We start from the raw sequence: 21406 nt of genomic DNA on the forward strand, positions 1-21406 counted from the left end.
TTACTTCTTCTGCACCTTAAAGGTAAACTTCCACTCCGCCGTGTTGCCGGAATATCTGCCGCGGTTTTCGGTTACCGTCAATTTGACGGCCTTGGTGACCGGTTTGGATAAATCAGCTACCTTTACGGAAACGCTGGCGGTATCCGACTCGGGTATTTTATCCTGTTCTTCTGCGGTGGCTTGAAGCTCAATGCTTCCCGTAGTCTTTACATCGAGGGTCATTGGCGAATCTTCCTCAATGGCTGTTCCGTTTACCGTAGCTTCGGTGTACCATTCGTTCCCAACATGATTGTTCTCGACCAGCTCGGCGCTAACCAGCGTGACCTGCACCTTTACAGTTTTGGCAGAAGCAGCTTTGCCCGCCGCCGAAGTATACTGAACGGGCAGTGCCATGCTGAATAACAGTAAGGTTGAAGCAATCAGCTTTGTTCTCCTCATCTTCATTCGAGAGTGCCTCCCTCTATATGAGATACACCTCCTGAATTCTCTATTCTTCCCCATTTTCCTCCAGCATCTGCCCGATCAATTGTTGCAATCCGGTGATTTCCTGCATCAGCCGGCGGTTGTCCTCCTCCGTCACCGGAGCCTCACTCTGCAGCAGCTGCGACAGCCGCAGCTCCAGCAATCGGGCCTCGCCTTCGCGCCATTGCTCATCGGCCGTAAGTACGCGGCCGCGCTCTCCGGCGCTGTACTCCTCATAGGTCCCGGGGAAAAATTGCGGCGCACGCCCGCGCTCCATCCGGAGAATCCGGTTCGCTACCTTAGTATGCAGGTAGCGGTCATGCGATACAATAACCACCGCTCCCGGGTAGGCGGCGAGCGCCTCTTCGACCATCTCCCGGGTATCGATGTCCAGGTAGTTGGTCGGCTCATCAAGCACAAGCAGATTGCCCTTGCCGAAGTAGAGCCGCAGAAAGGCGACACGGCATTTCTCGCCGAGACTGAGGTCGCCGATCCGCTTGAATACATCCTCCCGGGAAAAGAGGAAGCAGCCCAGGATTGTCCGCGCCTCCGTCTGCGTCATCCCCGGCAGCACCAGCAGGCTGTCCAGCAGGGTGGCTTCCTCATCCAGATGGTCTAGCTCCTGCGCGAAGTAGCCTATCTTCGTCCGCGGATGGACACGGATCTCACCGCCGGTCGGCTCATGAATCCCGGCGATCAGCTTCAGCAGCGTTGATTTGCCGGCGCCGTTGCGCCCCAGCACGGCCAGCCGGTCACCGCGCCGCAGCGTCAGATCCAGCTTCTCCAGCAGCGGCGGCTGTCCGCCGTAGGCGAGGCTGATTTGGCTCATGGTGAGCAGTGCATCCCCTTGGAAGGACTCGCCCTCCAGCCGCATGCTCAGCTTGGGGGCCGCCTTCGGCAGCTCTACGCGGTTCTCTTCCAGCCGGGCGAGGCTCGATTCCTTGGCATGCAGCCGGGTTACATTCTTCTTGGACTTGGCTTTCAGGAACGGGTTGCTGCCCGCAGCGCGGTGCGCCTGCTGGAACCACTCCGAGTAACGCCGGATGCTCTCCAGCAGCTTCTCCTTCTCCAGCTCTTGCTTGCGGTGCTGTACCTCAAGCGTCCGGGCCTCGACGGCCTTCTGCTCCCGGTACTCCGTATACGCGCCGGGATAACGGCGGCAGCCGTGCGGGCTAAGCTCCAGCACCGCTGTTGCGGTCCGGTCGATAAACGTCCGGTCGTGCGATACGTAGAGCACGGTTCCCGGATAAGTGCGCAGCCACCGCTCCAGCCACTCCATCGTCTCTTCATCCAGGTGGTTCGTCGGCTCATCCAGCACCAGCAGCTTCGGCTGCCGGGCAAGCAGCGCAGCCAGCTGGACACGGGTCTTCTGGCCGCCGCTGAGCTCGCGATACGGCAATTCCCATTGCTCCGGGCCAAGCTTCAGCTGGCGGAGACATTTTTGCGCCTTGGCCTCCCAGCCGTAGCCGTCCAGCTGTGCATAACGCTCGTAGACTTCGCCGTATTCGGCCAGCGCATCTGCTTCTCCGCCGCTGTCCTGCAGCCTGGCGTTCAATTCTTCCAGTCTGCGCTTCAGTCCGGCGAGCTCCCCGGAACCGGAGATAACATAATCCAGTACACTTCCTTCGGGAGCATCTTCGAGCTGCTGCTGCAGCACGCCCCATTCCTGCGGCGGCAGGCCGTAATGGACCGTGCCCTCCTCGAATTCCAGGCGGCCGAGCAGTCCCTGCAGCAGCGTTGTCTTGCCGATGCCGTTGCGGCCGAACAGCAGCACACGTTCACCTTCGGCGAGTTCAAAGGAGACCTCCGCGAAGAGCGGGACTCCGTTCCATTCTTTTTTCAGATTCTTAGCTTTAATCAAGGTCATACAGCTTCCTCCTCAGCTTTCCGCGCATTTCACACAAAAGGGCCGGTAAGCCAAAAAACCGCAGCCGGCGGGCTGCGGTTGAATCGCGTATGAAGGGAGAAGTCCGCCGCAAACATACCACCTGTCCCACAGCAGCCTTAATCATTAAGGCAAAGCTGCATAGGTCTGCGTATGGTATGATAATAAGCTTGGCGTATAGGCTCCCGACGACACACGTATCCCTGACCGTACACCCAGCATCTGGGCGTCCCGTGGCTTGTGCATATGCTGCTCACAAGTAATTGGTCTTTTAGCAGGAAACGTGTTAGTTATTCATCGGTCGGCTATTCCTCCGTAATTGTCCGTAATCGTTAATCCATCACAGTGTAACGGAATTCCGGTGTTGAAAGCAAGGGTAGACAATTTTTATAACCGATTTATACCGATTTATACCGGGTATACGATGTGCGGCGCCGCAAACGGCAGGAGGATAAGCAGCAGCGAAGCCCCGATACATACAGCTGCAGTAACGGGCTTCAGCTTCACGTTCCTCTCCGGGCGGTACCAGCCGCCGAACTGCAGCTTATTGCGGTACAGCACGAGAAAGAGCAGCAGATTGCCTGCGGCAAACAGCCAAGGACTGGTCTCCCTGCCGTAGAGCATGCTGAACAGCCCGCTCTCCAGATTTCCGAGCAGTACCAGCACCAGTGCCAACAGCACCATGATCCGCAACAGTTCCAGCACAAATCTGCCCAGCTTGGCCATATTCCCTGCCTCCTCCTATACTCTCAACATTTCTGCTCACTCCGGCCCCGCTCCGTGAAAAATCCGCAGGATGTGTTCCGCATCCGGTACATCCAATTCCTTATAGGATCGCAGGAAGGCTTTATTGTCATAAGGAATTACCCGAAGCTCAGTATGTACTTGTCCATCCGCAACGCTAACTATGCCGTATCTTGCGACCGGCTCGGGCCCGTGTGGGCAGCCCAACGATCCAGGGTTGATATAGACGGCCGACGGTGAAACGAAATGATGGACAACGTGATGATGGCCAAAAGCGACCAGGCCGTACCTTTCATTCGCATAGCGCTGCTCCAGACCGGCCAGGCTTGGATTCACATCGACAGGGGCGAACAGCTCCTGTTCATGCTCACCTGCGTGGTAATGCGTAAACAGCATCTTAACCTCTCCGGCGGTTTCCGTAATTGCCAGCGGCCAGCGGCTGATCCACTCTACATATTCAGGCCGGATCCGCTCAGCCAGCCATTCGTGATGGGCTCTCTCTGCAGCGTTTCCCGGCGGCGGCGGTTCCTTGCGGCTGGCGGCTACCAGGGCCAGATCATGATTTCCGCTGACCAGCGCAATATCCGGCCAGGCTGCAAGCAGCTCCAGTACCCGGTTCGAGTCTGGGCCGATGCCGACAGCATCGCCGAGACAGACAATGCGCCGGGTACCCTGCTGCGAAATATCCTGCAGCACCGCTTCCAGCGCCGGGGCATTCCCGTGAATATCCGTAATTATGGCAAATCTAAGCACCTTGCACTCCTCCATTGTATATCCGCATCCGGCTCAGCGCTTCTCGGCAACCCACATAGTCCAGCGGTCCTGCTCTTCAATCGGGCCTCCGCTTCCCAGACGTTCTTCCATATGATCAGCCAGCTCCGAAAGCTCTACATCTGTCAATTCATGCAGAATGGACCGGCCCTGCCGCTGTAGCAGCTCGGCGCGAAGCTCCCCGAAATGCCGGTAGCTCCGGCGGTGCTCCCAAATCTTGAGCTCGGCGATGATTTCAAATCCTGCAGCCGTTAATTCACCCGCCACCCGTTCGGCAGGATGTCTTCTGGCCTGCTCCTGTGTTAGAAGCAGCGGATATTTCTCAAAAAAATAACCGCGCAGATGTCCCGCACTACCGGGCAACGCGCAATCCTCCGGCGTACGGTCCTGAACAAACAGCCGGCCCCGCGGACGCAGAACTCTCCAGGCTTCGCGGAAGCAAACGTCCAGCTCGCTGATATGGTGGATCAGTGCCCGCTGCAGCAGCAGATCATAGCTTTCCGCCGGTTGCGGGATATTCAGGGCGCTCCCTTGCCTAAAGGATAGGTTAGAAATTCCGCGGCAATCCGCTTCTGCTCCCTGCAGCATCTCCGCTGAGAAATCCATACCGGTCACCTGCCGTGCACCCGCGAGCGCCAGTGCCCTGGTATAGATGCCCCCGCCGCAGCCCAGATCCAGAACCGCCTTGCCCTGTATGGCGGAGAAATCCCAAATCAGCTGAATCCAGCGGCTATCCGCTGTCCTGGCGGTATAACTGTATTTATTGGTGCTGTCATGAAAATTGATCGGCATGCGGGAAGCCCCCTTCTCCATAATGCATTACGCCGCTTACGGCGCCGGACTTACCTCCAGGCTGGTCTGCATCTCAATGGATACAATCTTCTGCCCGTCCGGATTGATCAGATACTTGTACCCGCAAGGCTGAAAGCCATGCTTGCAGTAGAACAGCAGCGCCCGTGTATTCGTGCAGTGGTAAAATAATTTAAGCGTCCGCAGCCCGTACTCACGCCGGGCGGTGTCCTTCATCGCAGCAATCAGCGCAGGAGCTGCTCCGGTACCGCGGCAGGCGGGGCTAACGATGACATTCCCCAGCCAGCAGCTGCCTGAGGCCTCGTCCAGGTCATACAGATTGGCATATCCGAGCGGCCCGCTGCCGTCTTCGGATACAATGACCGTCGGGCTGAAGCGGTTCTCCAGCGCCCGCTGCATTTGCTCCGCAGTCAGCGGATGATGGAATTTCGGGCTGATGTTAAATACCTCGGCGGCGTCAGCGGCGAAGGTGCAGACTGTCTCCAGATCGCCCGGCTGCAGCGCCCTGGCTTTAAATCCTGTTAACTCCATACAGAAGAATCCCCCCGGCTTTTGCGGATTAAGGCCCGATCATGCGGAGCAGCAGCTCGATAGTCGTTTCATCCGGCTTCTCGTGCATCCGCATTTCGAGCAGCATCAGGTTCTGAATCAGTGTGGCGAACAGGCTCATCAGCTGTACGGGATCACCCTGCATCACCGTTCCGTCTTGCTGACCTTCAATAATAAGGGTACGCAGCAGTTCCTTGTTGACTCTTCCGCGCGCACGGATGACTGCTTTATCGCCGTCGCTCAGCAGATCGGTGGAAAGCGCCTGCAGCAGTACCAGATAGGAGTCTGCGCTGCCCTCGCGGGGCAATGACAATTCGGCAAGGTAGCGGAATTTATCTTTTGCCGTCCCCTCCATCTCAATCGCCGTCCGCAGCTTGTCTTCATAGCTGTGCTGCCCTTGCTCGATGACCGCGAGCAGCAGTTCTTCTTTGGATTTAAATGAGTTGTAGACATGTCCATGACTGAGACCCGCTTCGGCGGCAATATCGCTGATTTTGGCGAGCAGTCCTTTGCGGGCAAATATACGGGCTGCGGCATCAAGAATCTGCTGGCGCCGCTCCCCGCGCAGTTGCCGGTCGCGCTCCGGATTACGTGGCATTGTTAATGAATCCTCCTACTGTGATCAGGTATTTACAGTTTACCAGAGCCGGAGGAAAAAACACCATTGTTTAGGACAAAGTTTGCTTACCTGAAACTGAACCATAAGCATAATGAGTCTGCCCTAGAACCAGGTTTCTTTACAACATCGGTTGCTGAAAATTGTAGTTTTAATTGTTGTTCTCTGTCTCTGTATTCTACTGCGCTATCGTCTAAAGTGGTTATTTCGTCAATAGACCCGATATTATCTACGTATACATAAACAATGTTCTTCTCTTCATCAATGGCCGTCATTTTTATATTTTCTTGTTGAGCCATTTGTTGATTAAGGTCTGTTTGGACATTCAATAGATGTTTTAATGAGTGCTTTGTGGAATGATACTTAACCGTGCTATCTAATTGAACGCCACTATTAAACGTTTCAGTTTGCTCATTTTAAAATCACCTCATAATGGTGTATACAATGCTGACCAGCAGCACTTCCTCATAATACCAGTACATTTGAAAATATATCCATTCCTTTTTTGTACTAGATTTTGCCTTTCTATCTCATTCTATGACGATTGTAGAAAAAAGCCGTCCTCTGCAATGGTCGAGGACAGCTTCATTTAAGCACTCTTACGGGATCGTAATGGTTCTGCCTGCAGGGTCCCACTTGAACTGCACTCCGAATACCTGCGGAAAAGCGCTCAACGGGATCATCAGCCTACCGTTCAGGTACCGGGAGGGTAATACTTTAAGCTTCTTGCCGTTTACTGTAACGGCATCGCCGAGCGGTTTCATCACTGCCTTGTGACTACCCAGCGTAATGACCAGCGCGCCGCCGGCCTCCTGGCTCAGTCCCGCGCCGAGCACATTCGCCGTCTCCCGCAGCGGGACGTATACCCGCGACTCGGCCAGCAGCAAAGGCTGCTGCAGCTGCACCACTTTTCCGCCGGCAACGATTGTACCTTCAAAGGTCTGCCCGCCTAGCGGATAGCCGTGCTTCTTGGCAATCTCCTCCATCCCTTTTGTGGTGGACGTAATGATGACCTTCGTGTTCTTCGGTACCCGCGGATACAGCCAATGGATATCCTCATTATGCATCCGGATGCAGCCTGCGCTGACATATTTGCCGATGGACGCCTCATTGTTGTTCCCGTGGATGGCATAGGTGGTGCCCATCGTTCCATTCACTTCAAGCCCCAGCCAGCGGTCGCCTAGCGGATTGGCCGGATCGCCGCCGGGAATCTTCTCCTTGTAATACGGGCGGTTCTTCACCTTGACCACAATTTGGAAGGTGCCCTCGGGAGTCAGCTCCCTGGTCTTCCCGGTGGCTACCGGAAACACCCGCTCCAGTCTACCTGCCGTGAAGAACGCGAGCTGATTGGTCTTTTTGTTGACGATGATTAAATCGGATGAAGCTGCGGCTGAAGCCCTGGTTCCCGCAAAAGCAAAGCTGCCCATGCACAACAACAATAACGCGATGGCAAGCGCCGTCAGGCGTGTGCCGACAGTCCGCTGCCGGACGGCCGTCTGCAGATTCATGTTGCTACACCTCCAGGATTGGACGAATATGGTAATTTATATTCCGTTCTACATAGACGCAAACGGCCGGCATTAGTTGCAGGGGAACCTGTACCCTTTTTGCCGGGGATGTCCAAATCTGACGCCTTGGTGAATATTCCTGAACCGGCCTCGGGATAATAAAGCCGCATAACAAAACCAATGCCAAGGAGGCAACCGCATTGTATTCCAACATTTCGAACCAGATTAACCAGTGTGAGCAAATCATCCAGCAGCTGGTGAACCAAACCCAGCAGGCCAGCCAAAATTATCAGCAGCTGCTGCAGCAGGAGCAGCAGAACGCCGCCCGCCTGGAAGAGCTGTCCCAGCGGGAGCAGAAAGCAGCCCAGATCATCCAGACTGCGCTGCAGGGCCACCATACTGCAATTCAGCAGCTGCAGCAGGTGACACAAAGCCTGCGGCAGATCGAGCAGAGCTCCGCAGCGGGTTACAGCACCGCAGGACAGTCCTTTAATCCGGTGCACACGCCGGCGTTTACGCCATCCTTTAACCAGCAGCCTCTGCACCTGAGCCAGGCGCCTGTGAACACTGCATTCGGCTCGCAGCAGCAGGCACATATCCCTTCTTCCATGGGACAATCCATCGGCTCGCCTATGAACCAGGGCCGCAGCTTCCAGTAACTCCGTGCTTTAATACAGGCCGCCCGGCTGCAGCAGCTTGCTGTGGAGGGCGGTCTTTTGCATCCAGCGCGCTGAATTGTACATATAAAAATACCCTCATTCGGTTTGTCCATTGAGCAGTGAAGAGCAATCCCTTATCATAATCCTTAATTGAGATTGATTATCATTATTGTCGATCGAACTTTTAGGGGGTAAATAGATGAAATACATGAAACAGCCTGTAGCGCTCCTATTTCTGATGTTCCTGATGAGCACTTTACTGCTGGCATGCAGCAGCGGAGATAACGGTGCGGCAGCAACCGGAAACGGCAGCAACACAGCGGCGGTCTCTCCATCGGCGTCAAGCGCCAGCGAAGCAGATTGGACTTATACCGACTCAGTAGGACATACTGTGCAGATTCCTGCCCATCCGGAACGGATCGTCTACTCCGGAGAAACTTACGGTGACCTGGTTGCCCTAGGTGTAAAAGCGGTCGGTTATCCGCTGTCGATGGGTGAAGGGAAAATGTTTGAGGATCAGCTCGGCGGTGTGGAGGATGTGGAGTTCCCGATCAACCTGGAAAAGACGCTGGAGCTTCAACCGGATCTCATCATTTATGCCGGAACGGATGAAGCCGATTACGAAGCCTTGTCCAAAATCGCCCCGACCGTGATCTTCGATACCTTCGCCCCGCTGGAGGAACGGATGCCGGAGATCGGCAAAATCCTGGGCAAGAGTGACGAAGCTGCTGCATGGCTGGACCGGTATAAAACCGCAGAAGCAGCGATGTGGCAGCAGCTTAAGGATGCCGGACTGCAGGAAGGCGAGACCGCCTCGGTCTTCACTTATTATCCGGGGGACAGGCTGTATGTAATGGCCGGAACCGGACTGCCGCAGATGCTGTACGAGGAGAACGGCTTTACGCCGCCCCCTGCCGTCCAGAAGGTGATCGATGAAGGCATGGGCTTCCAGCAAATATCGCTTGAGGTGCTGGAGGAATTCGCCGGCGACCGGATCTTCATTCTGACTCCTGTAGACCAAGAAGCCCAGGTATCGACAGAGACGATGAAGCAAAGCCCGATCTGGCAAAGCCTCCCTGCAGTCAAGAACGGGAAGGTCTATACCATGGATATTATGAAAAGCTCCAGCGATGCCGCAACCCGGAATTGGCTGCTGGATGAAATCCCTAACATACTCGGTCAAACGGGCAAATAGGCCGCACGGACAAATACAGCGTTCAAAAAGAGGCGAATCAACAACTGTTGATTCGCCTCTTTCTTTTTTATACAATGAAATAATTGATAATCATTCTCACCGGTGAAAGGAGCTTTGCCCATGCCTGTACTACCCGCACCGCCTGTCCCGCTCCGTTCGCTGCTCTTTCAGTTGGCCGAGGCTCATCATGTGGTTCAACCGCTTTCTTGTGGCCCGCTTCCCTCCCATCCTGATTGCCATACCCTTATTGTGGTTGCTGCAGGATCGGGACTGCTCCGTTTCGGCGGCCGGATGATGTCCATACATGCAGATATGTGTTATCTGCCGCCTGCCGGCGCGCCCCATGCGATCGAGGCAGAGAGCGGAATGCTCGACTACTGGGTGTTCCGCTTCCGGGTCCTGCGCGCTGCAGATGAGGTGGAGCCTTATACCGGAGAGCTGTTTCCGGGGAAAATAGAGCTTCTTTATCATCCGTTCAACAAAATCATCCGGCTCGCCCAGGAGACGGCTGCAATCAGCCCTGAACAGGGTCATGAAGTCGATCAATTGAAACGTCAGCTGAAATTCCAGGAGCTGCTGCTGCTGCTGTTCGAGCATCATCATCCCTCCTGCCAGGTGCCGAGTCCGGCTCAAGCTGTAGAAAGCACGGTTCAGTACATACAAGAGAATTATACCGAGAATGTCACAGTCAAACAGCTTGCTGAGATGGCCGGAGTATCGCCCTGGCAATACACGCCGATCTTTCAGAAGCTTACCGGGAGGAAGCCGCTCGACTATCTCGCCGAACAAAGGATTGAGCGCTCCAAGCAATATTTGCAGGAGACTGCCGAGCCTGTCCGCGAGGTCGCCCGCCTTGTCGGCTTCGCCGACGAGTACTACTTCAGCCGCCGTTTCCGCCAGAAGACCGGAATGTCGCCGGGGCAGTACGCTCTGGAGCACAAGCCGCGGACACAAGCCACAGACTGGACCGGTCATACCGTGGAAATCCCGGACCGCCCCCGGAGAATTGTCTATCACGGAGAGACGATGGGCGATCTGCTGGCCCTTGGCATCAGACCGGTCGGCGGGGACAAAGCTTTCACGCAGAACAGCGTTTTCAAGCACCGGCTCAAATCCGTGGCCAATGTCGGTTTTCCGCTGGACCCGGCGGTCACGCGGTCTTTAAAGCCCGATCTGATTATTCTGGCGAGTCCCGATGAGCAGGTTTATGAGACGGCAGCGGGCATTGCCCCGACGCTTACCTTTGACACTTTCGCGCCGCTTGAGCAGCGCATGCGGATCCTCGGGGAATGGTTTGGCAAGCAGCAGGAAGCCGAAGCCTGGATTGCCGGATATACCGGCAAAAATGCCGCCATGTGGTCACAGCTTTACCGGCAGTCGCTGCGGCCGGGTGAATCCGCCACCGTGCTGATCTACGACCACGGTGACCGGCTGTTTGCTATGGGTACCACGGGACTGTCCAGTGCCCTGTACGTCCCCGGAGGCTTCCGGCCTCCGCAAGCGGTCAAGTCCATCCTGGACGCCGACCTCGGCTTCGCGGAAATCTCTCCGGCACAGCTGCCCCATTATGCAGGCGACCGGCTTTTCATGCTGGTCCCCATACGCAAGGACTCGCGGGCAGCCATGGAGCGGCTGATACGGAGCCGGCTCTGGAGAAGTCTCCCCGCTGTACAGCGGGGCTGCGTATACTTGCTGGACGGCGCCAAATGGAATTTCGGCGATGCTTTAACACGGGAGAAGCTGATAGCACTGCTGCCTAAGCTGTTTGCACGGCAAAGCGACAATTCCTTCTCCCGTATGTGCTGATTGCACGTTTGACCTTGGCGGAGCGAGCCGGCTCCGCCGCATGCAATAGAATTGATCAGCAAATCAATGATTAAAATAGCTCCAGGACAGAAAAATACATATCACTGCTATTAAGAAAAAGAGGATAGAAAGCCGGGGATTTGACCGGAATTTGAAGCCATAGGCACCAAAAAATATCGCGGCCGATAATTTAGCGATACCTTGATAATATCCATAATCCGCAAAAAATGAACTGCTAAAGACTACTGCAATAAGCAAGGCGGATATAATAAGAATTTTAAACCATAAGGGCTCCCATAAAAATTGTTTATACATACCGATAATTCGCTGCATTATGGTCTCCCCCTCCATTAATAGATATATGTAATTATAGCAATAAATCACCTTTACCGGCATATCTATTAGTAACCCTCATAGGCTCACAAAACTAAGCCCACGCTTACGAAGCAAGTTTTGTACGCAGCCGACTCAATGATGCTTTGCTCACAAAACTAAGCCCATGCTTACGAAGCAAGTTTTGTACGCAGCCGACTCAATGATGCTTTGCTCACAAAACTTTTAGGAGGCGGTAACATGCTTTATGCCACTGCCATCATCTGCGCCGCGGCCGGAATTGCCCTCTTGCTCGCGGCGGCGGTGCTGCAATTTAGGCAGCCTGCGCCATCTGCCCCGGCGGTGAATATGCTGGCGCGCTCGCTGGCAGGCTTCAATCTGAACTGCCCCAAGCAATTCATTACGCCCGACCAGTCGCACATCATCGCGCTGGACGAGAGCGGCAAATCCATGGCCGTCGGCACTTATCTTCCGGGCGCCGGGGCGCCGCCTGTGGCCAAGCTATATTCCTTCGACGCCATCCTGGGCTCCGAGCTGGTGGAGAATGCCCTGACCCTCAGCAAGGTTAGCAAGACAAGCCGGATCACGAGCAGCCAGGTGCGTTCCAATTTCATGGCGCACCATGGTCCGGCATCCGCAGCAGCGCCTGAACCTGCTGAGGAGGTCAATGAGCTGGTCCTCAAAATCTACCTGCAGAACGAAGACACCCCCGTCCTGTCGATCCCCTTCCTTCCCGGCCAGTCTCCGGCCAGAAAAACCGATCCGCAATATAACGAAGCCATCGGCGAAGCCCGGCATGTGCATGAGATGATCCGCGGGATTGTGTCGGCATGACACAATCTCTTTTTTTATCATCACAATGTAATCTCCCGGTAAAATTTCAAGAAACGGCAATTTTCCTTCCGCCCGGTACAGGGTTATCCGGCACGGTGTGGAATACAGAAAGGGAGGTCCGCAGCGATGCGGCCCCATCAACCTTTTACAGAGTCGGAGGGAATCACTTACATGAACATCATTAATTTTGCACATCGCGGCGCATCGGCAGTCTGTCCGGAGAATACCATGGCGGCATTCCGCAGAAGTCTGGAGCTCGGAGCAACCGGCATCGAAACCGACGTTCAAATGTCCCGGGACGGCAGGCTGGTGCTCATCCACGACGAAGAGCTGAGCCGCACAACAACCGGTACGGGTTTCATTAAAGACCATACTTGGGGCGAGCTGCAGCAGCTCGACGCCGGTTCCTGGTTTGCCCCGGAATTCCAAGGGGAGCGCCTGCCGCTGCTGGAGGATTTGCTGGAGCTGCTGCAGGACCGCGATACGATTCTGAATATTGAACTGAAGAACGGCGTCTTTCTGTATCCGGGGATGGAGGAGAAAGTCATCGCACTGGTGAGGGCTTACGGGCTGACCGAACGCGTCGTATTGTCCAGCTTCAACCACTATTCCCTCGCGTACTGCAAATCGCTGGCGCCGGAAATCCGCACGGGAATTCTGTATGGGGAAGGGTTGTACCGTCCATGGGATTATGCCGCCACCCTGCATGCGGATGCGCTCCATGCATTTCACTTCGCCGTCTTGCCGGAATTCGTTACCGAAGCGGCTGAACACGGCGTGGTCTATCATCCCTTCACCGTCAACGATCCCAAACGGATGGCCGAACTGATCGACGCCGGTGTGGCGGGAATCATTACCGATCACCCGGACATGCTGGCCGGGCTGCTGGCTGCCAGGGGAGTGTGACTGTGTGAAAAAAGTCTGGCTGCTCGGCTTCGGCTTTTTCAGCATCAGCATCACCTGGAGTTTATATAATGCGTTTGTTCCGTTCTTCCTGGAAAAATATGTGCACAGCGTCGCTCTCATCAGCTTTATGATGACGATCGACAATTATTTCGCGCTGTTCCTGCAGCCGTGGGTCGGCAACCGCAGCGACCGGACCGCCACCCGGTTCGGGCGGCGGATGCCTTATCTGCTGGTCGGAATGCCGCTGGCGGCCGTGCTTACCATGCTGCTGCCTTTTCACAGCGGGCTCTTCACGCTGCTGCTGTTCATGATGATGATGAACCTGGCGATGAGCCTGTACCGTTCGCCGACCGTGGCGCTGATGCCGGATATTACGCCGGATGCGCAGCGTACGAAGGCCAACGGACTGATTAATTTTATGGGCGGCGTCGGCTCCATCCTGGCCTTCGGCGCAGGCTCCTTCCTTTACGAGACAAGCCCGGCGCTGCCCTTTCTGGTGGCCGGACTGATCACGCTCCTCTGCCTGTTCATTGTATCGCGCAGCATCAAGGAGTCCAGGGACGGAGTGAACCGGATTGCGGATCCAGCCGCAAAGGCTGCAGGGCAAGATGCCGCGGATCACTCCGGGCCGGGGACGGCAACCGGCGTGTCAGGTAAGCCTCCGCGCATCTCCCTGCTGCGGCAGTTGGACCGGACTACGGTATGGCTGCTGGCTGCGATTTTCTTCTGGTTCGTCGCGTATCAGGGCGTGGAGACCCTGTTCACCCTGTACGGCAAAAACCATTTAGGGCTTAGCGAGCAGGCGGCTTCCTTCTCGCTAACATTCTTCTCGCTGGCATTTGTGATCTTTGCCATCCCGAGCGGGTGGCTGGGCGGACGTTACGGGAAAAGGAAGGTCATTACGATAGGCGTCATCGGGCTGATGACGGTGTTCCTACTGGTGAGTTTAACGGAGAATCTGCTGGCTCTGCGGGGGCTGCTGCTGCTCGGAGGCATGTTCTGGGCCTGCATCAATATTAATTCCTATCCTTTTGTAGTGGCGACGGGTACTGAGGAGAGTATCGGGACCCGCACCGGCATGTATTATCTGGTCTCCTCGCTGGCGGCGATCAGCTCTCCGCCCCTATTGGGACTGCTCATCGACCTGACGGATTACTCCATTCTGTTCTATGCGGCTGCGGTCAGCATGGCGCTGGCTCTCTGCAGCCTGTTCCTGATGAAAGGAAGCGGCACCAAGGCCGGAACCGCCGCCTATTCCCGGAAAGCGTAAAGCTGCAGGGATTAATTCCCCGCAGCCTGCTGTTATCTGCTATTCTCCGGCGGTTCCGGATCAATTGGCCTTGGAGCTGCCGAGCCACGGCACCGGCTGTACCGGATTGCCCTGGCGGTAGACGGCATAACGTCCTTTGCCGAGCTGCTTGGCGCTGTACATGGCGGAATCGGCTTCTTTCAGGAGGCGTGCCCGGTCAACCTTGCCCTGGCTTAGCGTAACGCCGATGCTGACCGAAAGATAGACATTATGCTGCTCCAGCAGATAGTGGCCGTTGACCCGCTCCATGATCTGCACGGCGAGCCGTTCGGCCTCCTTCCGCCCGCAGCGCTTGGCGATAATCACAAACTCATCTCCGCCGACCCGGAAAATATGCCGTTTGTTCTTCAGGGAGAACTGCTGCAGACTGCCGCCGACCGCCTGCAGAAGCAGATCTCCGATATGGTGGCCCATACTGTCGTTGATCGACTTGAAGCGGTTAAGATCCATATAGAATACGGCAAGCTGCTCGCCCGGTTTGCAGCGATTCCAGAAATGCTCCATGCCGTTCTTGTTCATCAGACCGGTTAAAGTGTCTTTGTAAGCCAGCTCCTTGAGCTGTTCCCGCTCTGCCAGCAGCCGGCGGGTCCAGCTGAACAGCCAGAGAAAACCGGCAATTGTCAGAGCATACAGCCCCATGACCACGATCTGGCTGCCTTCGGGCTGCACAAACCCGGAGATGGTCTGCTTGCCCAGCAGATGCATCATGCATAATGCGCCGCCTGCGGCGGCAATATTTAGGCTCGTGCGAACCGCACGGGTCTTGGAGTCTTTGCCGGCGAAATGCCGGGACAGCCAAAGCATGCCATAAGCGGCCGCTGCCGCGATGAGAACGGTACATACGATAAATAGATAATTGCGTGCTTCTTCCAAGGACAATCACATCCTTCAGCTACTGTTAATCTATTTATCGGCAGACGCCGTCCGTTCTTTGATGGAAGGTTCTGGCGTCTCTACTCCTTCTGCACATGCCCGTATACAGATACTCCCATCCTTCGGAGCTCAGCCGCCCGGCAATACCCGCCGCCTGGAGCAAGCCTTCTGACCGATTGACGATGCGCGCATGTTATATAATAATGAATTCGGCTGCTAACAGTGGTCCATACATACATTCTTGGTTACAGCAGAGCCGCTGTACAAGTTAAAGGAGACTCACCGTCTTATGAAAAAAGCAAGCATTCTGATCCTCTCCCTCTTCCTCTCGCTCACGGCCGTATTCTCCGCGCCGCAGTCCGCAGCCGGAGCAGCAACGCCCAAAAATGCCGCGTACCTTGACAAGGCAAATTCCGCCTTCGTCCCGCTGCGCTCTTTAAGCGGCCTTGACGGCATCGTCACCACTGTGAAGAATGACGGCAGCATCATCATTGCAAGAGGCGACCGTACGCTCAGCCTGGTCCGCGGCAGCATGAGCGCAGCAGACGCAAGCGGCCGCACGTTCAACCTGGCCAAGCCGGCCTTCGCCAGCGGCGGAACCACCTATGTTCCGCTCTCTGCGGTAAGCGGCGCGCTGGACATCGCGCTACAGTGGGGCAAAGCTCCTGTATCGCTGACGCTGACAGCGGGCGGGGACTCGGTCACCCTGCCCGTACAGAGCGGCAGTCTGATTGCGTCAGACACGCCTGCGGCGTCAAGCGCGAAGCGCACATTCAAAGTAGGCGGCAGATCGTTCACGGTGCAGATGGTTACCGTGTCCCTGCTGCATCCCGCGGTTAGTCTGAATGCCGTTCTGGCCGGCAATACAGTCGGCAAGACCGAGGCGCTCGGCAGTATAGCTAAGCGGAGCCAGGCGCAGGCTGCCATTAACGGTACTTTTTTTGACGCCTATACAAAAGATGCCTATAAAGCCCCTTACGGCTATATCGCCAGCGGCGGCAAGCTGCTGAAGAACAGCCCCGGTGACAAGCGGACGGTCTTTGTATACGATAGCAACCTCCTGGCCGACCTGGTGCCCGGGGGCGAATTCATGGACCGCTTGAACAGCGGAGCCGTAACCGGAGCCATTCAGGCCGGCCCCCGGCTGCTGACCAATGGCCAGGTGGCCCTGAATGTTGCCGCCGAAGGCTTCAAGGACCCGAAAATCCTGACCGGCGGCGGTGCGCGAAGTGCCCTGGGGCTGACCCGCGACCATAAGCTGATTCTGCTGACCACGGGCGGCGCTACCATTCCGCAGCTGGCGCAGATCATGAAGCAGGCCGGAGCCTATCAGGCCATGAACCTGGACGGCGGCGCTTCCAGCGGCCTGTACTACGGAGGCAAATATTTGACCGAGCCCGGCCGCCTGATCAGCAATGCGCTGGTCGTCAAGACCAGGTAACTCCTCCGCAGCTTCAGGCATTCGGAGCGGCATTTTATAGCTGGAGTGCCTTTTTGCTGCGCGAATTCCAGTGCTCCGCCGGGAAGGGGGATTGCAACAAGGGGGATCTTCCCGGAAAATAAAGCTTGTGCACGAGCAGCCTGCGGGCTGCTGATTTCACCGTGCACCAAGGAGGATTCGCCGCTATGGCTAAAGCCGATCACATGCTGTCCATTCTGTGGATGCTGCGCCAGCGCAAAAGAACCGCCGCTGAGCTGGCGGCTGAGCTGGAGCTGAGCATCCGCTCTGTATACCGTTACATTGATGCGCTCTGCGCCAGCGGCGTCCCCGTCATGGCGGAGGCCGGTCCCGGCGGCGGGTATAGCCTGCCGGAGCATACCGGAGCCGCTCCGCTGTTCTTTGACACGCAGGAGCGGAGGGCGCTGGTGCAGGCCTCCGCATTCGCCCGCGGATGCGGCTACCCGTATGAAGAGGCGCTGGAGCGGGCCATCGCCAAGATACAGCTCCACAGCAATGATGCGCAGCTTGCGCAGATGGGGCGTGATGCAGCCGGCATTGAGATGCTGCATACTCCCGGGGCTGCCCTCTCCGGTCTCCTCGCTGAACTGGAGGCCAGCGCTGCGGACGGCTTTACACTCCAGATGGACTACCGCAAGGCCGACAAGGCCGGAGACAGGCTCACCTCGCGTCAGGTGGACCCTTACGGGCTTGTGTTCTGGAAAGGCCAGTGGTATATGGCCGGGTACTGCCATATGCGCGGGGACATCCGCAACTTCCGTGTAGACCGGATCGCCGGGCTGCAGCGGACGGAAGCGCGCTTCGCCCGTCCCGCAGCTTTCTCGGCGCGGGAATTTCTGCTGCGGGCGCTGCTTCCGGACCGTGAAGCGGAATCTCCGCTTGTTACTTTGATCATCGAATCGCATGAAGAGGCGCTGAATGACCTGTGCAGCCACTGGCTATTCGGCCATATCCTGGTCACGCGCGAGCCCGGCCAGGCTCAATTTCTGCTGGATGAAGCCACCTTAGACCGGTATGTACCTTACTATCTGCTGCCCTACGGTAAGGCACTGAAGATCCTCAAGCCCGTCCAGCTGAACCGGCGCCTTGAGGCCGTTGCTGCCGGGCTGGCCGACTATTACAGCGAGGCAGCCTCTAATAATTATGATTGCTGACCGTAACTGTCAGTGATTACCGGATATACTGGAGCTAGTCCAGGACAGTACTGGAATCACAGCATGGACAGGAGGCAGCGCAATGAAGGAGCTTAAATATGAATTTTACATTGGAGGCACACCGGCTAAGGTTTGGGAGGCTCTGGTGGCGCCGGAGCAAGTGAAGCAAATCTATTACGGAAGTGTCATCCGCTCCAGCTTCGTCCCCGGAGAATTACTGGAGTATGTCGGTCCGGGAGCTGATGGCAGCGGGACGGTTCATGTCTATGGCACACTGCTGGAGTTCGTACCGGAACAGGCCCTGCGGTTCACGCACAAGGTCGGCCCCTCTTATCTAAAGGGCGGGGAGAATTACGAATCGCGTATTTCCTGGCTGCTGGAGCCTGCCGGCGGCTACACCCGGCTGACGCTGATCCACGACAGCTGGCATCCGGAGGATGCCTCCTATGCTCCCAGCGAGCGTGCCTGGTGGCAGATTTTAAGCAATATTAAGACTTTGGTGGAAACCGGCGGCACGCTGGATTTCGGATTTTAAACCGACTGCGTGTGCATATAATTGCCGCAGGAAACGAGCAGAGCAGTGATTCCCCTGTAATGGGCCGCTGTTCTGTTTTTTTCTTTCCTGCAGGAAACTTTTTTGTTGTCAGGACAAAAAGATATACATATACTAATCTTGTGGAAGTGTACAATAATTGTTCGCAGACTCAGCTTTTGTTTACTATACCAACACAGGAAGAAGGAAATTACATGGCCGCTGCCGGCATTCCATTGTCCGAAGCTGTGAACGGAAGCGTGTTGCGCATTACCGGTATCGATGTCCAGGGGGTGCTCCGCAGAAGGCTGCTGGATCTCGGTTTTGTGGTCGGCAACGCCGTGGAGGTGCTGCGGCGCAGCCCGCTCGGCGACCCGGTCGCTTTCCGGGTGAGCAATACTACGATCGCACTCCGCCGGGAGGAGAGCTCGCTAATCTATGGAGAGTTGATTGGAGGCGGAAGAGATGAGTAAGTTCACTGTCGCGTTTGCGGGAAATCCGAATACGGGCAAGAGCACACTGTTCAACCTGCTGACCGGGCTGCGCCAGCATACCGGCAACTGGGCGGGCAAAACCGTGATTACCGCCGAAGGCGAGTTCACGCATAACGGTCACACCTATAAAGCGGTCGATTTGCCGGGAACCTATTCGCTGTACTCCAATTCCGCAGATGAAGAAGCCGCCAGGGATTATATTATATTCAAACAGCCCGATGTGACACTCGTAGTTCTGGATGCAACGTCGCTGGAGCGCAACTTGAATCTGGCTCTGCAGGTGCTGGAGATTACCGGCCGGGCGGTAGTCTGCATCAACCTGATCGACGAAGCCCGGCGGCTCGGAATCGGGATTGATCTGAAGGCCATCGCGGAGCGGCTCGGCGTTCCGGTTGTAGCCATTTCTGCGCGGAACGAGATCGGGATCGGGCCGCTGCTGGATCAGCTCGAACGCGTGGCCACCGGCGCGGTTGCCGCACAGCCGCTGCGGATCACCTACAGTGAAGAGATTGAGCGCGGCATTGCCGAGCTTACTCCACTGGTCGAGCGGACCGTCGGCTCCCGTTACCCGGCACGCTGGATTGCCCTGCGGCTGCTGGACGGAGACGACAGTCTGCTGGCTGCGCTGAAGGACCATATGGAACGCAAGCCGATAACAGGCAGCAAGGAGGCGCTGGGACATGGAATTACAGCCTGCCATTAACGGGGAAAGTGCGCTTGATTCTTTGCGGACGGCGGCCAGGAAGCTGGCCGACAAGGGAGCCATCCGCGACGAGATTGTCGGCGGAATCTACGGCGTATCGGCCGAAATTTGCGGCCGCGCCGTCACTTACCGCGACCGCAAAAAGCTCGGCAGCACCTACAAGCTCGACAATATCGTCACCTCGCGGCTCTGGGGCTTCCCGATTATGCTCGCCGGACTCGGGCTCGTATTCTGGATTACCATTGCCGGCGCCAACTATCCGTCCAGCTGGCTGGCCTCCCTGTTTGGCTTCATCGAAGGTTATCTGACGGCGGGTTTCAATGCCATCCATGCTCCGGCCTGGCTGCATGGTGTACTGGTGCTGGGGCTGTACCGCGGCACCTCGTCAGTCATCAGCGTCATGCTGCCGCCGATGATGATCTTCTTCCCGGTCTTCGCGCTGCTGGAGAACTTCGGGTATTTGCCGCGCGTCGCTTTTAATATGGACCGCCTGTTCAAGAAATCCGGCGGCCACGGCAAGCAGGCGCTGACCATGTCGATGGGCTTCGGCTGTAACGCTGCCGCCATCATCTCTACACGCATCATCGAATCGCCGCGCGAGCGGATGCTGGCGATACTGACCAACAACTTCGTTCCTTGCAACGGCCGCTGGCCTACGCTGATCCTGCTCTCCTCCATGTTCATGATCGGCTCGGCGGCAACCGGCGCGTTCAGCACCCTGGCCACGGCGCTTGTGCTGATGGGCATCGTACTGGTGGGCATTGCCGTTACGCTGACCGTATCCTGGGTGCTGTCCAGAACCGCACTGCGCGGCGTGCCGACCCACTACACCCTGGAGCTTCCGCCGTACCGCCGCCCGCAGATCTTGAAGACGATCCTTCGCGCCTCCAAGGAGAAATCCCTGAATGTGCTGACCCGGGCGATCGTCGTAGCCGCCCCTGCCGGAATCATCACCTGGATTCTCGGCAACGTAACTGTCGGCGGTGACAGCGTGCTGAACCATATAGCAGCCTTCTTTGATCCCTTCGCCCAGTTGCTTGGCCTTGACGGATTCATTATTATGGCCTTCATCCTGGGCCTGCCGGCCAACGAGATCGTCCTGCCGATTCTGCTCATGGGCTACATGTCCTCGGGTGCCATGGTCGATATCGACGGCCTCGGCGGAATCAAGGACATCTTTCTGGCCCAAGGCTGGACCTGGCTGACTGCGCTGAATATGATGCTGTTCTCGCTGCTGCATTATCCGTGCGGTACGACGCTGGTGAACATCTACAAAGAGACCAAGAGCATGAAGTGGGCGGTGCTTTCCGCCGCTATCCCGCTCGCCATCGCCATCGCCGTCACGTTCGCGGTGGCCCTGGCAGCCCGGCTGCTCGGCTGGGTGTAAGCCGCCCGGACGGTTGGCGGACGCAAGCAACCCGAAGCACCCGGACTATGCCGCCACCTGCGGCAGGTCCGGGTGCTTCGGTCCGGCCGGGACCTCTTTGTCCGCCCCAAGGGGGCCTCTCCTTTCATGCTGCGGTCATCACCAGCTGCGATCATCACCAACTGCGGACTCTTCTCTCCATTCTGTTACTACTGTCGTTATTTGTTACACGTTATTTGTTACACGTTACTTGTTACACGTTACTCGTTACACGTTACTTGTTACTCGACACCTTATTGCTCGCTGCCGGGGCTTCTAATTCGATTTTCGCCAACTAAATCCGGTTCTTTGGCGGCGTTTCAGCATCTAAGTGGATTTCCGCCAACTAATCCAGCCTATTCAGGTCGATTCGCCCATTACCGCTACAATTAAGTAGCA

At 56.5% G+C, this 21406-nt stretch carries 22 protein-coding genes; 12 read left to right on the top strand and 10 right to left on the bottom strand.

Features of this window, described 5'->3' with window-relative positions:
* From F1381_RS01600 to F1381_RS01635, 9 genes are all read right to left on the bottom strand, one after another.
* Complete coding sequence (locus tag F1381_RS01600) at positions 1-444, bottom strand: hypothetical protein (protein WP_151733069.1); 444 nt, start codon at positions 442-444, stop codon at positions 1-3.
* Between the two features lie 43 nt (positions 445-487).
* Entirely contained in the window at positions 488-2329 is a 1842-nt protein-coding gene (abc-f, locus tag F1381_RS01605; RefSeq protein WP_151733070.1) for a ribosomal protection-like ABC-F family protein, read from the bottom strand.
* A gap of 426 nt (positions 2330-2755) precedes the next feature.
* Complete coding sequence (locus F1381_RS01610; protein WP_151733071.1) at positions 2756-3073, bottom strand: hypothetical protein; 318 nt, start codon at positions 3071-3073, stop codon at positions 2756-2758.
* A 36-nt stretch (positions 3074-3109) separates the two neighbouring features.
* Positions 3110-3844 (bottom strand): metallophosphoesterase family protein, encoded by a 735-nt coding sequence (locus tag F1381_RS01615; protein ID WP_187355137.1) that lies wholly within the window; start codon positions 3842-3844, stop codon positions 3110-3112.
* 33 nt (positions 3845-3877) lie between these two features.
* On the bottom strand, positions 3878-4654 hold the full coding sequence (locus tag F1381_RS01620; protein ID WP_151733073.1) for a class I SAM-dependent methyltransferase: 777 nt from the start codon (positions 4652-4654) through the stop codon (positions 3878-3880).
* A gap of 36 nt (positions 4655-4690) precedes the next feature.
* Positions 4691-5203, bottom strand: a complete 513-nt coding sequence (locus F1381_RS01625; RefSeq protein ID WP_151733074.1) for a GNAT family N-acetyltransferase — start codon at positions 5201-5203, stop codon at positions 4691-4693.
* Positions 5204-5231: 28 nt separating this feature from the next.
* Entirely contained in the window at positions 5232-5819 is a 588-nt protein-coding gene (locus tag F1381_RS01630; RefSeq protein ID WP_151733075.1) for a TetR/AcrR family transcriptional regulator, read from the bottom strand.
* Positions 5820-5905: 86 nt separating this feature from the next.
* Entirely contained in the window at positions 5906-6136 is a 231-nt protein-coding gene (locus F1381_RS28045) for a hypothetical protein (protein WP_187355138.1), read from the bottom strand.
* Positions 6137-6436: 300 nt separating this feature from the next.
* A complete protein-coding gene (locus tag F1381_RS01635; protein WP_246187866.1) occupies positions 6437-7345 on the bottom strand; it encodes a L,D-transpeptidase family protein in 909 nt (302 codons plus the stop codon).
* Between the two features lie 200 nt (positions 7346-7545).
* Between F1381_RS01635 and F1381_RS28710 the strand changes: the two genes are divergently transcribed.
* The 6 genes from F1381_RS28710 (at position 7546) to F1381_RS01665 (ending at position 14348) form a co-directional block, all read left to right on the top strand.
* Positions 7546-8004, top strand: coding sequence for a hypothetical protein (locus tag F1381_RS28710; RefSeq protein WP_246187867.1), 459 nt, complete (start codon positions 7546-7548; stop codon positions 8002-8004).
* A 199-nt stretch (positions 8005-8203) separates the two neighbouring features.
* The gene (locus F1381_RS01645) at positions 8204-9199 is read left to right on the top strand and encodes an ABC transporter substrate-binding protein (protein ID WP_151733076.1); all 996 of its coding nucleotides are present in this window, start codon (positions 8204-8206) and stop codon (positions 9197-9199) included.
* Positions 9200-9319: 120 nt separating this feature from the next.
* Complete coding sequence (locus F1381_RS01650) at positions 9320-11005, top strand: helix-turn-helix domain-containing protein (protein ID WP_151733077.1); 1686 nt, start codon at positions 9320-9322, stop codon at positions 11003-11005.
* A 573-nt stretch (positions 11006-11578) separates the two neighbouring features.
* Positions 11579-12172, top strand: coding sequence for a hypothetical protein (locus F1381_RS01655; protein ID WP_151733078.1), 594 nt, complete (start codon positions 11579-11581; stop codon positions 12170-12172).
* 171 nt (positions 12173-12343) lie between these two features.
* A complete protein-coding gene (locus F1381_RS01660; protein ID WP_151733079.1) occupies positions 12344-13078 on the top strand; it encodes a glycerophosphodiester phosphodiesterase in 735 nt (244 codons plus the stop codon).
* Between the two features lie 4 nt (positions 13079-13082).
* Positions 13083-14348, top strand: coding sequence for an SLC45 family MFS transporter (locus F1381_RS01665; RefSeq protein ID WP_151733080.1), 1266 nt, complete (start codon positions 13083-13085; stop codon positions 14346-14348).
* A 60-nt stretch (positions 14349-14408) separates the two neighbouring features.
* Here F1381_RS01665 and F1381_RS01670 read toward each other — a convergent pair whose 3' ends face one another.
* Complete coding sequence (locus tag F1381_RS01670) at positions 14409-15260, bottom strand: GGDEF domain-containing protein (RefSeq protein WP_151733081.1); 852 nt, start codon at positions 15258-15260, stop codon at positions 14409-14411.
* Positions 15261-15549: 289 nt separating this feature from the next.
* On the opposite strand from F1381_RS01670, the gene F1381_RS01675 reads away from it, so the two are divergent.
* The 6 genes from F1381_RS01675 to F1381_RS01700 all read left to right on the top strand — a co-directional run bounded on the left by F1381_RS01675 (position 15550) and on the right by F1381_RS01700 (position 20989).
* Positions 15550-16701: a phosphodiester glycosidase family protein gene (locus tag F1381_RS01675; protein WP_151733082.1), complete on the top strand. Its 1152-nt coding sequence runs from the start codon at positions 15550-15552 to the stop codon at positions 16699-16701.
* Positions 16702-16886: 185 nt separating this feature from the next.
* Positions 16887-17873, top strand: coding sequence for a helix-turn-helix transcriptional regulator (locus tag F1381_RS01680; RefSeq protein WP_151733083.1), 987 nt, complete (start codon positions 16887-16889; stop codon positions 17871-17873).
* 82 nt (positions 17874-17955) lie between these two features.
* Complete coding sequence (locus tag F1381_RS01685; protein ID WP_151733084.1) at positions 17956-18408, top strand: SRPBCC domain-containing protein; 453 nt, start codon at positions 17956-17958, stop codon at positions 18406-18408.
* 212 nt (positions 18409-18620) lie between these two features.
* Positions 18621-18878 carry a FeoA family protein gene (locus tag F1381_RS01690; protein ID WP_151733085.1) on the top strand — a complete coding sequence of 86 codons (258 nt, stop codon included), beginning with the start codon at positions 18621-18623 and terminating at the stop codon, positions 18876-18878.
* Positions 18871-19602, top strand: a complete 732-nt coding sequence (locus F1381_RS01695) for a FeoB small GTPase domain-containing protein (RefSeq protein ID WP_151733086.1) — start codon at positions 18871-18873, stop codon at positions 19600-19602. Before F1381_RS01690 ends, F1381_RS01695 begins: the two co-directional genes overlap by 8 nt.
* On the top strand, positions 19580-20989 hold the full coding sequence (locus F1381_RS01700; RefSeq protein WP_151733087.1) for a nucleoside recognition domain-containing protein: 1410 nt from the start codon (positions 19580-19582) through the stop codon (positions 20987-20989). The genes F1381_RS01695 and F1381_RS01700 overlap by 23 nt, the downstream gene beginning before the upstream one ends.
* Positions 20990-21406: the final 417 nt, after the last annotated feature.

The organism is Paenibacillus tengchongensis (assembly GCF_008973665.1).
Lineage (GTDB): Bacteria > Bacillota > Bacilli > Paenibacillales > Paenibacillaceae > Paenibacillus_AQ > Paenibacillus_AQ tengchongensis.

What these genes read in the sequence shown, in the direction of transcription:
- F1381_RS01600 (WP_151733069.1), bottom strand. Translation starts at nt 444, where the DNA reads ATGAAGATGAGGAGAACAAAGCTGATTGCTTCAACCTTACTGTTATTC.
- abc-f (WP_151733070.1), bottom strand. Translation starts at nt 2,329, where the DNA reads ATGACCTTGATTAAAGCTAAGAATCTGAAAAAAGAATGGAACGGAGTC.
- F1381_RS01610 (WP_151733071.1), bottom strand. Translation starts at nt 3,073, where the DNA reads ATGGCCAAGCTGGGCAGATTTGTGCTGGAACTGTTGCGGATCATGGTG.
- F1381_RS01620 (WP_151733073.1), bottom strand. Translation starts at nt 4,654, where the DNA reads ATGCCGATCAATTTTCATGACAGCACCAATAAATACAGTTATACCGCC.
- F1381_RS01625 (WP_151733074.1), bottom strand. Translation starts at nt 5,203, where the DNA reads ATGGAGTTAACAGGATTTAAAGCCAGGGCGCTGCAGCCGGGCGATCTG.
- F1381_RS01630 (WP_151733075.1), bottom strand. Translation starts at nt 5,819, where the DNA reads ATGCCACGTAATCCGGAGCGCGACCGGCAACTGCGCGGGGAGCGGCGC.
- F1381_RS28045 (WP_187355138.1), bottom strand. Translation starts at nt 6,136, where the DNA reads ATGGCTCAACAAGAAAATATAAAAATGACGGCCATTGATGAAGAGAAG.
- F1381_RS01635 (WP_246187866.1), bottom strand. Translation starts at nt 7,345, where the DNA reads ATGAATCTGCAGACGGCCGTCCGGCAGCGGACTGTCGGCACACGCCTG.
- F1381_RS01645 (WP_151733076.1), top strand. Translation starts at nt 8,204, where the DNA reads ATGAAATACATGAAACAGCCTGTAGCGCTCCTATTTCTGATGTTCCTG.
- F1381_RS01650 (WP_151733077.1), top strand. Translation starts at nt 9,320, where the DNA reads ATGCCTGTACTACCCGCACCGCCTGTCCCGCTCCGTTCGCTGCTCTTT.
- F1381_RS01655 (WP_151733078.1), top strand. Translation starts at nt 11,579, where the DNA reads ATGCTTTATGCCACTGCCATCATCTGCGCCGCGGCCGGAATTGCCCTC.
- F1381_RS01660 (WP_151733079.1), top strand. Translation starts at nt 12,344, where the DNA reads ATGAACATCATTAATTTTGCACATCGCGGCGCATCGGCAGTCTGTCCG.
- F1381_RS01675 (WP_151733082.1), top strand. Translation starts at nt 15,550, where the DNA reads ATGAAAAAAGCAAGCATTCTGATCCTCTCCCTCTTCCTCTCGCTCACG.
- F1381_RS01680 (WP_151733083.1), top strand. Translation starts at nt 16,887, where the DNA reads ATGGCTAAAGCCGATCACATGCTGTCCATTCTGTGGATGCTGCGCCAG.
- F1381_RS01685 (WP_151733084.1), top strand. Translation starts at nt 17,956, where the DNA reads ATGAAGGAGCTTAAATATGAATTTTACATTGGAGGCACACCGGCTAAG.
- F1381_RS01690 (WP_151733085.1), top strand. Translation starts at nt 18,621, where the DNA reads ATGGCCGCTGCCGGCATTCCATTGTCCGAAGCTGTGAACGGAAGCGTG.
- F1381_RS01695 (WP_151733086.1), top strand. Translation starts at nt 18,871, where the DNA reads ATGAGTAAGTTCACTGTCGCGTTTGCGGGAAATCCGAATACGGGCAAG.
- F1381_RS01700 (WP_151733087.1), top strand. Translation starts at nt 19,580, where the DNA reads ATGGAATTACAGCCTGCCATTAACGGGGAAAGTGCGCTTGATTCTTTG.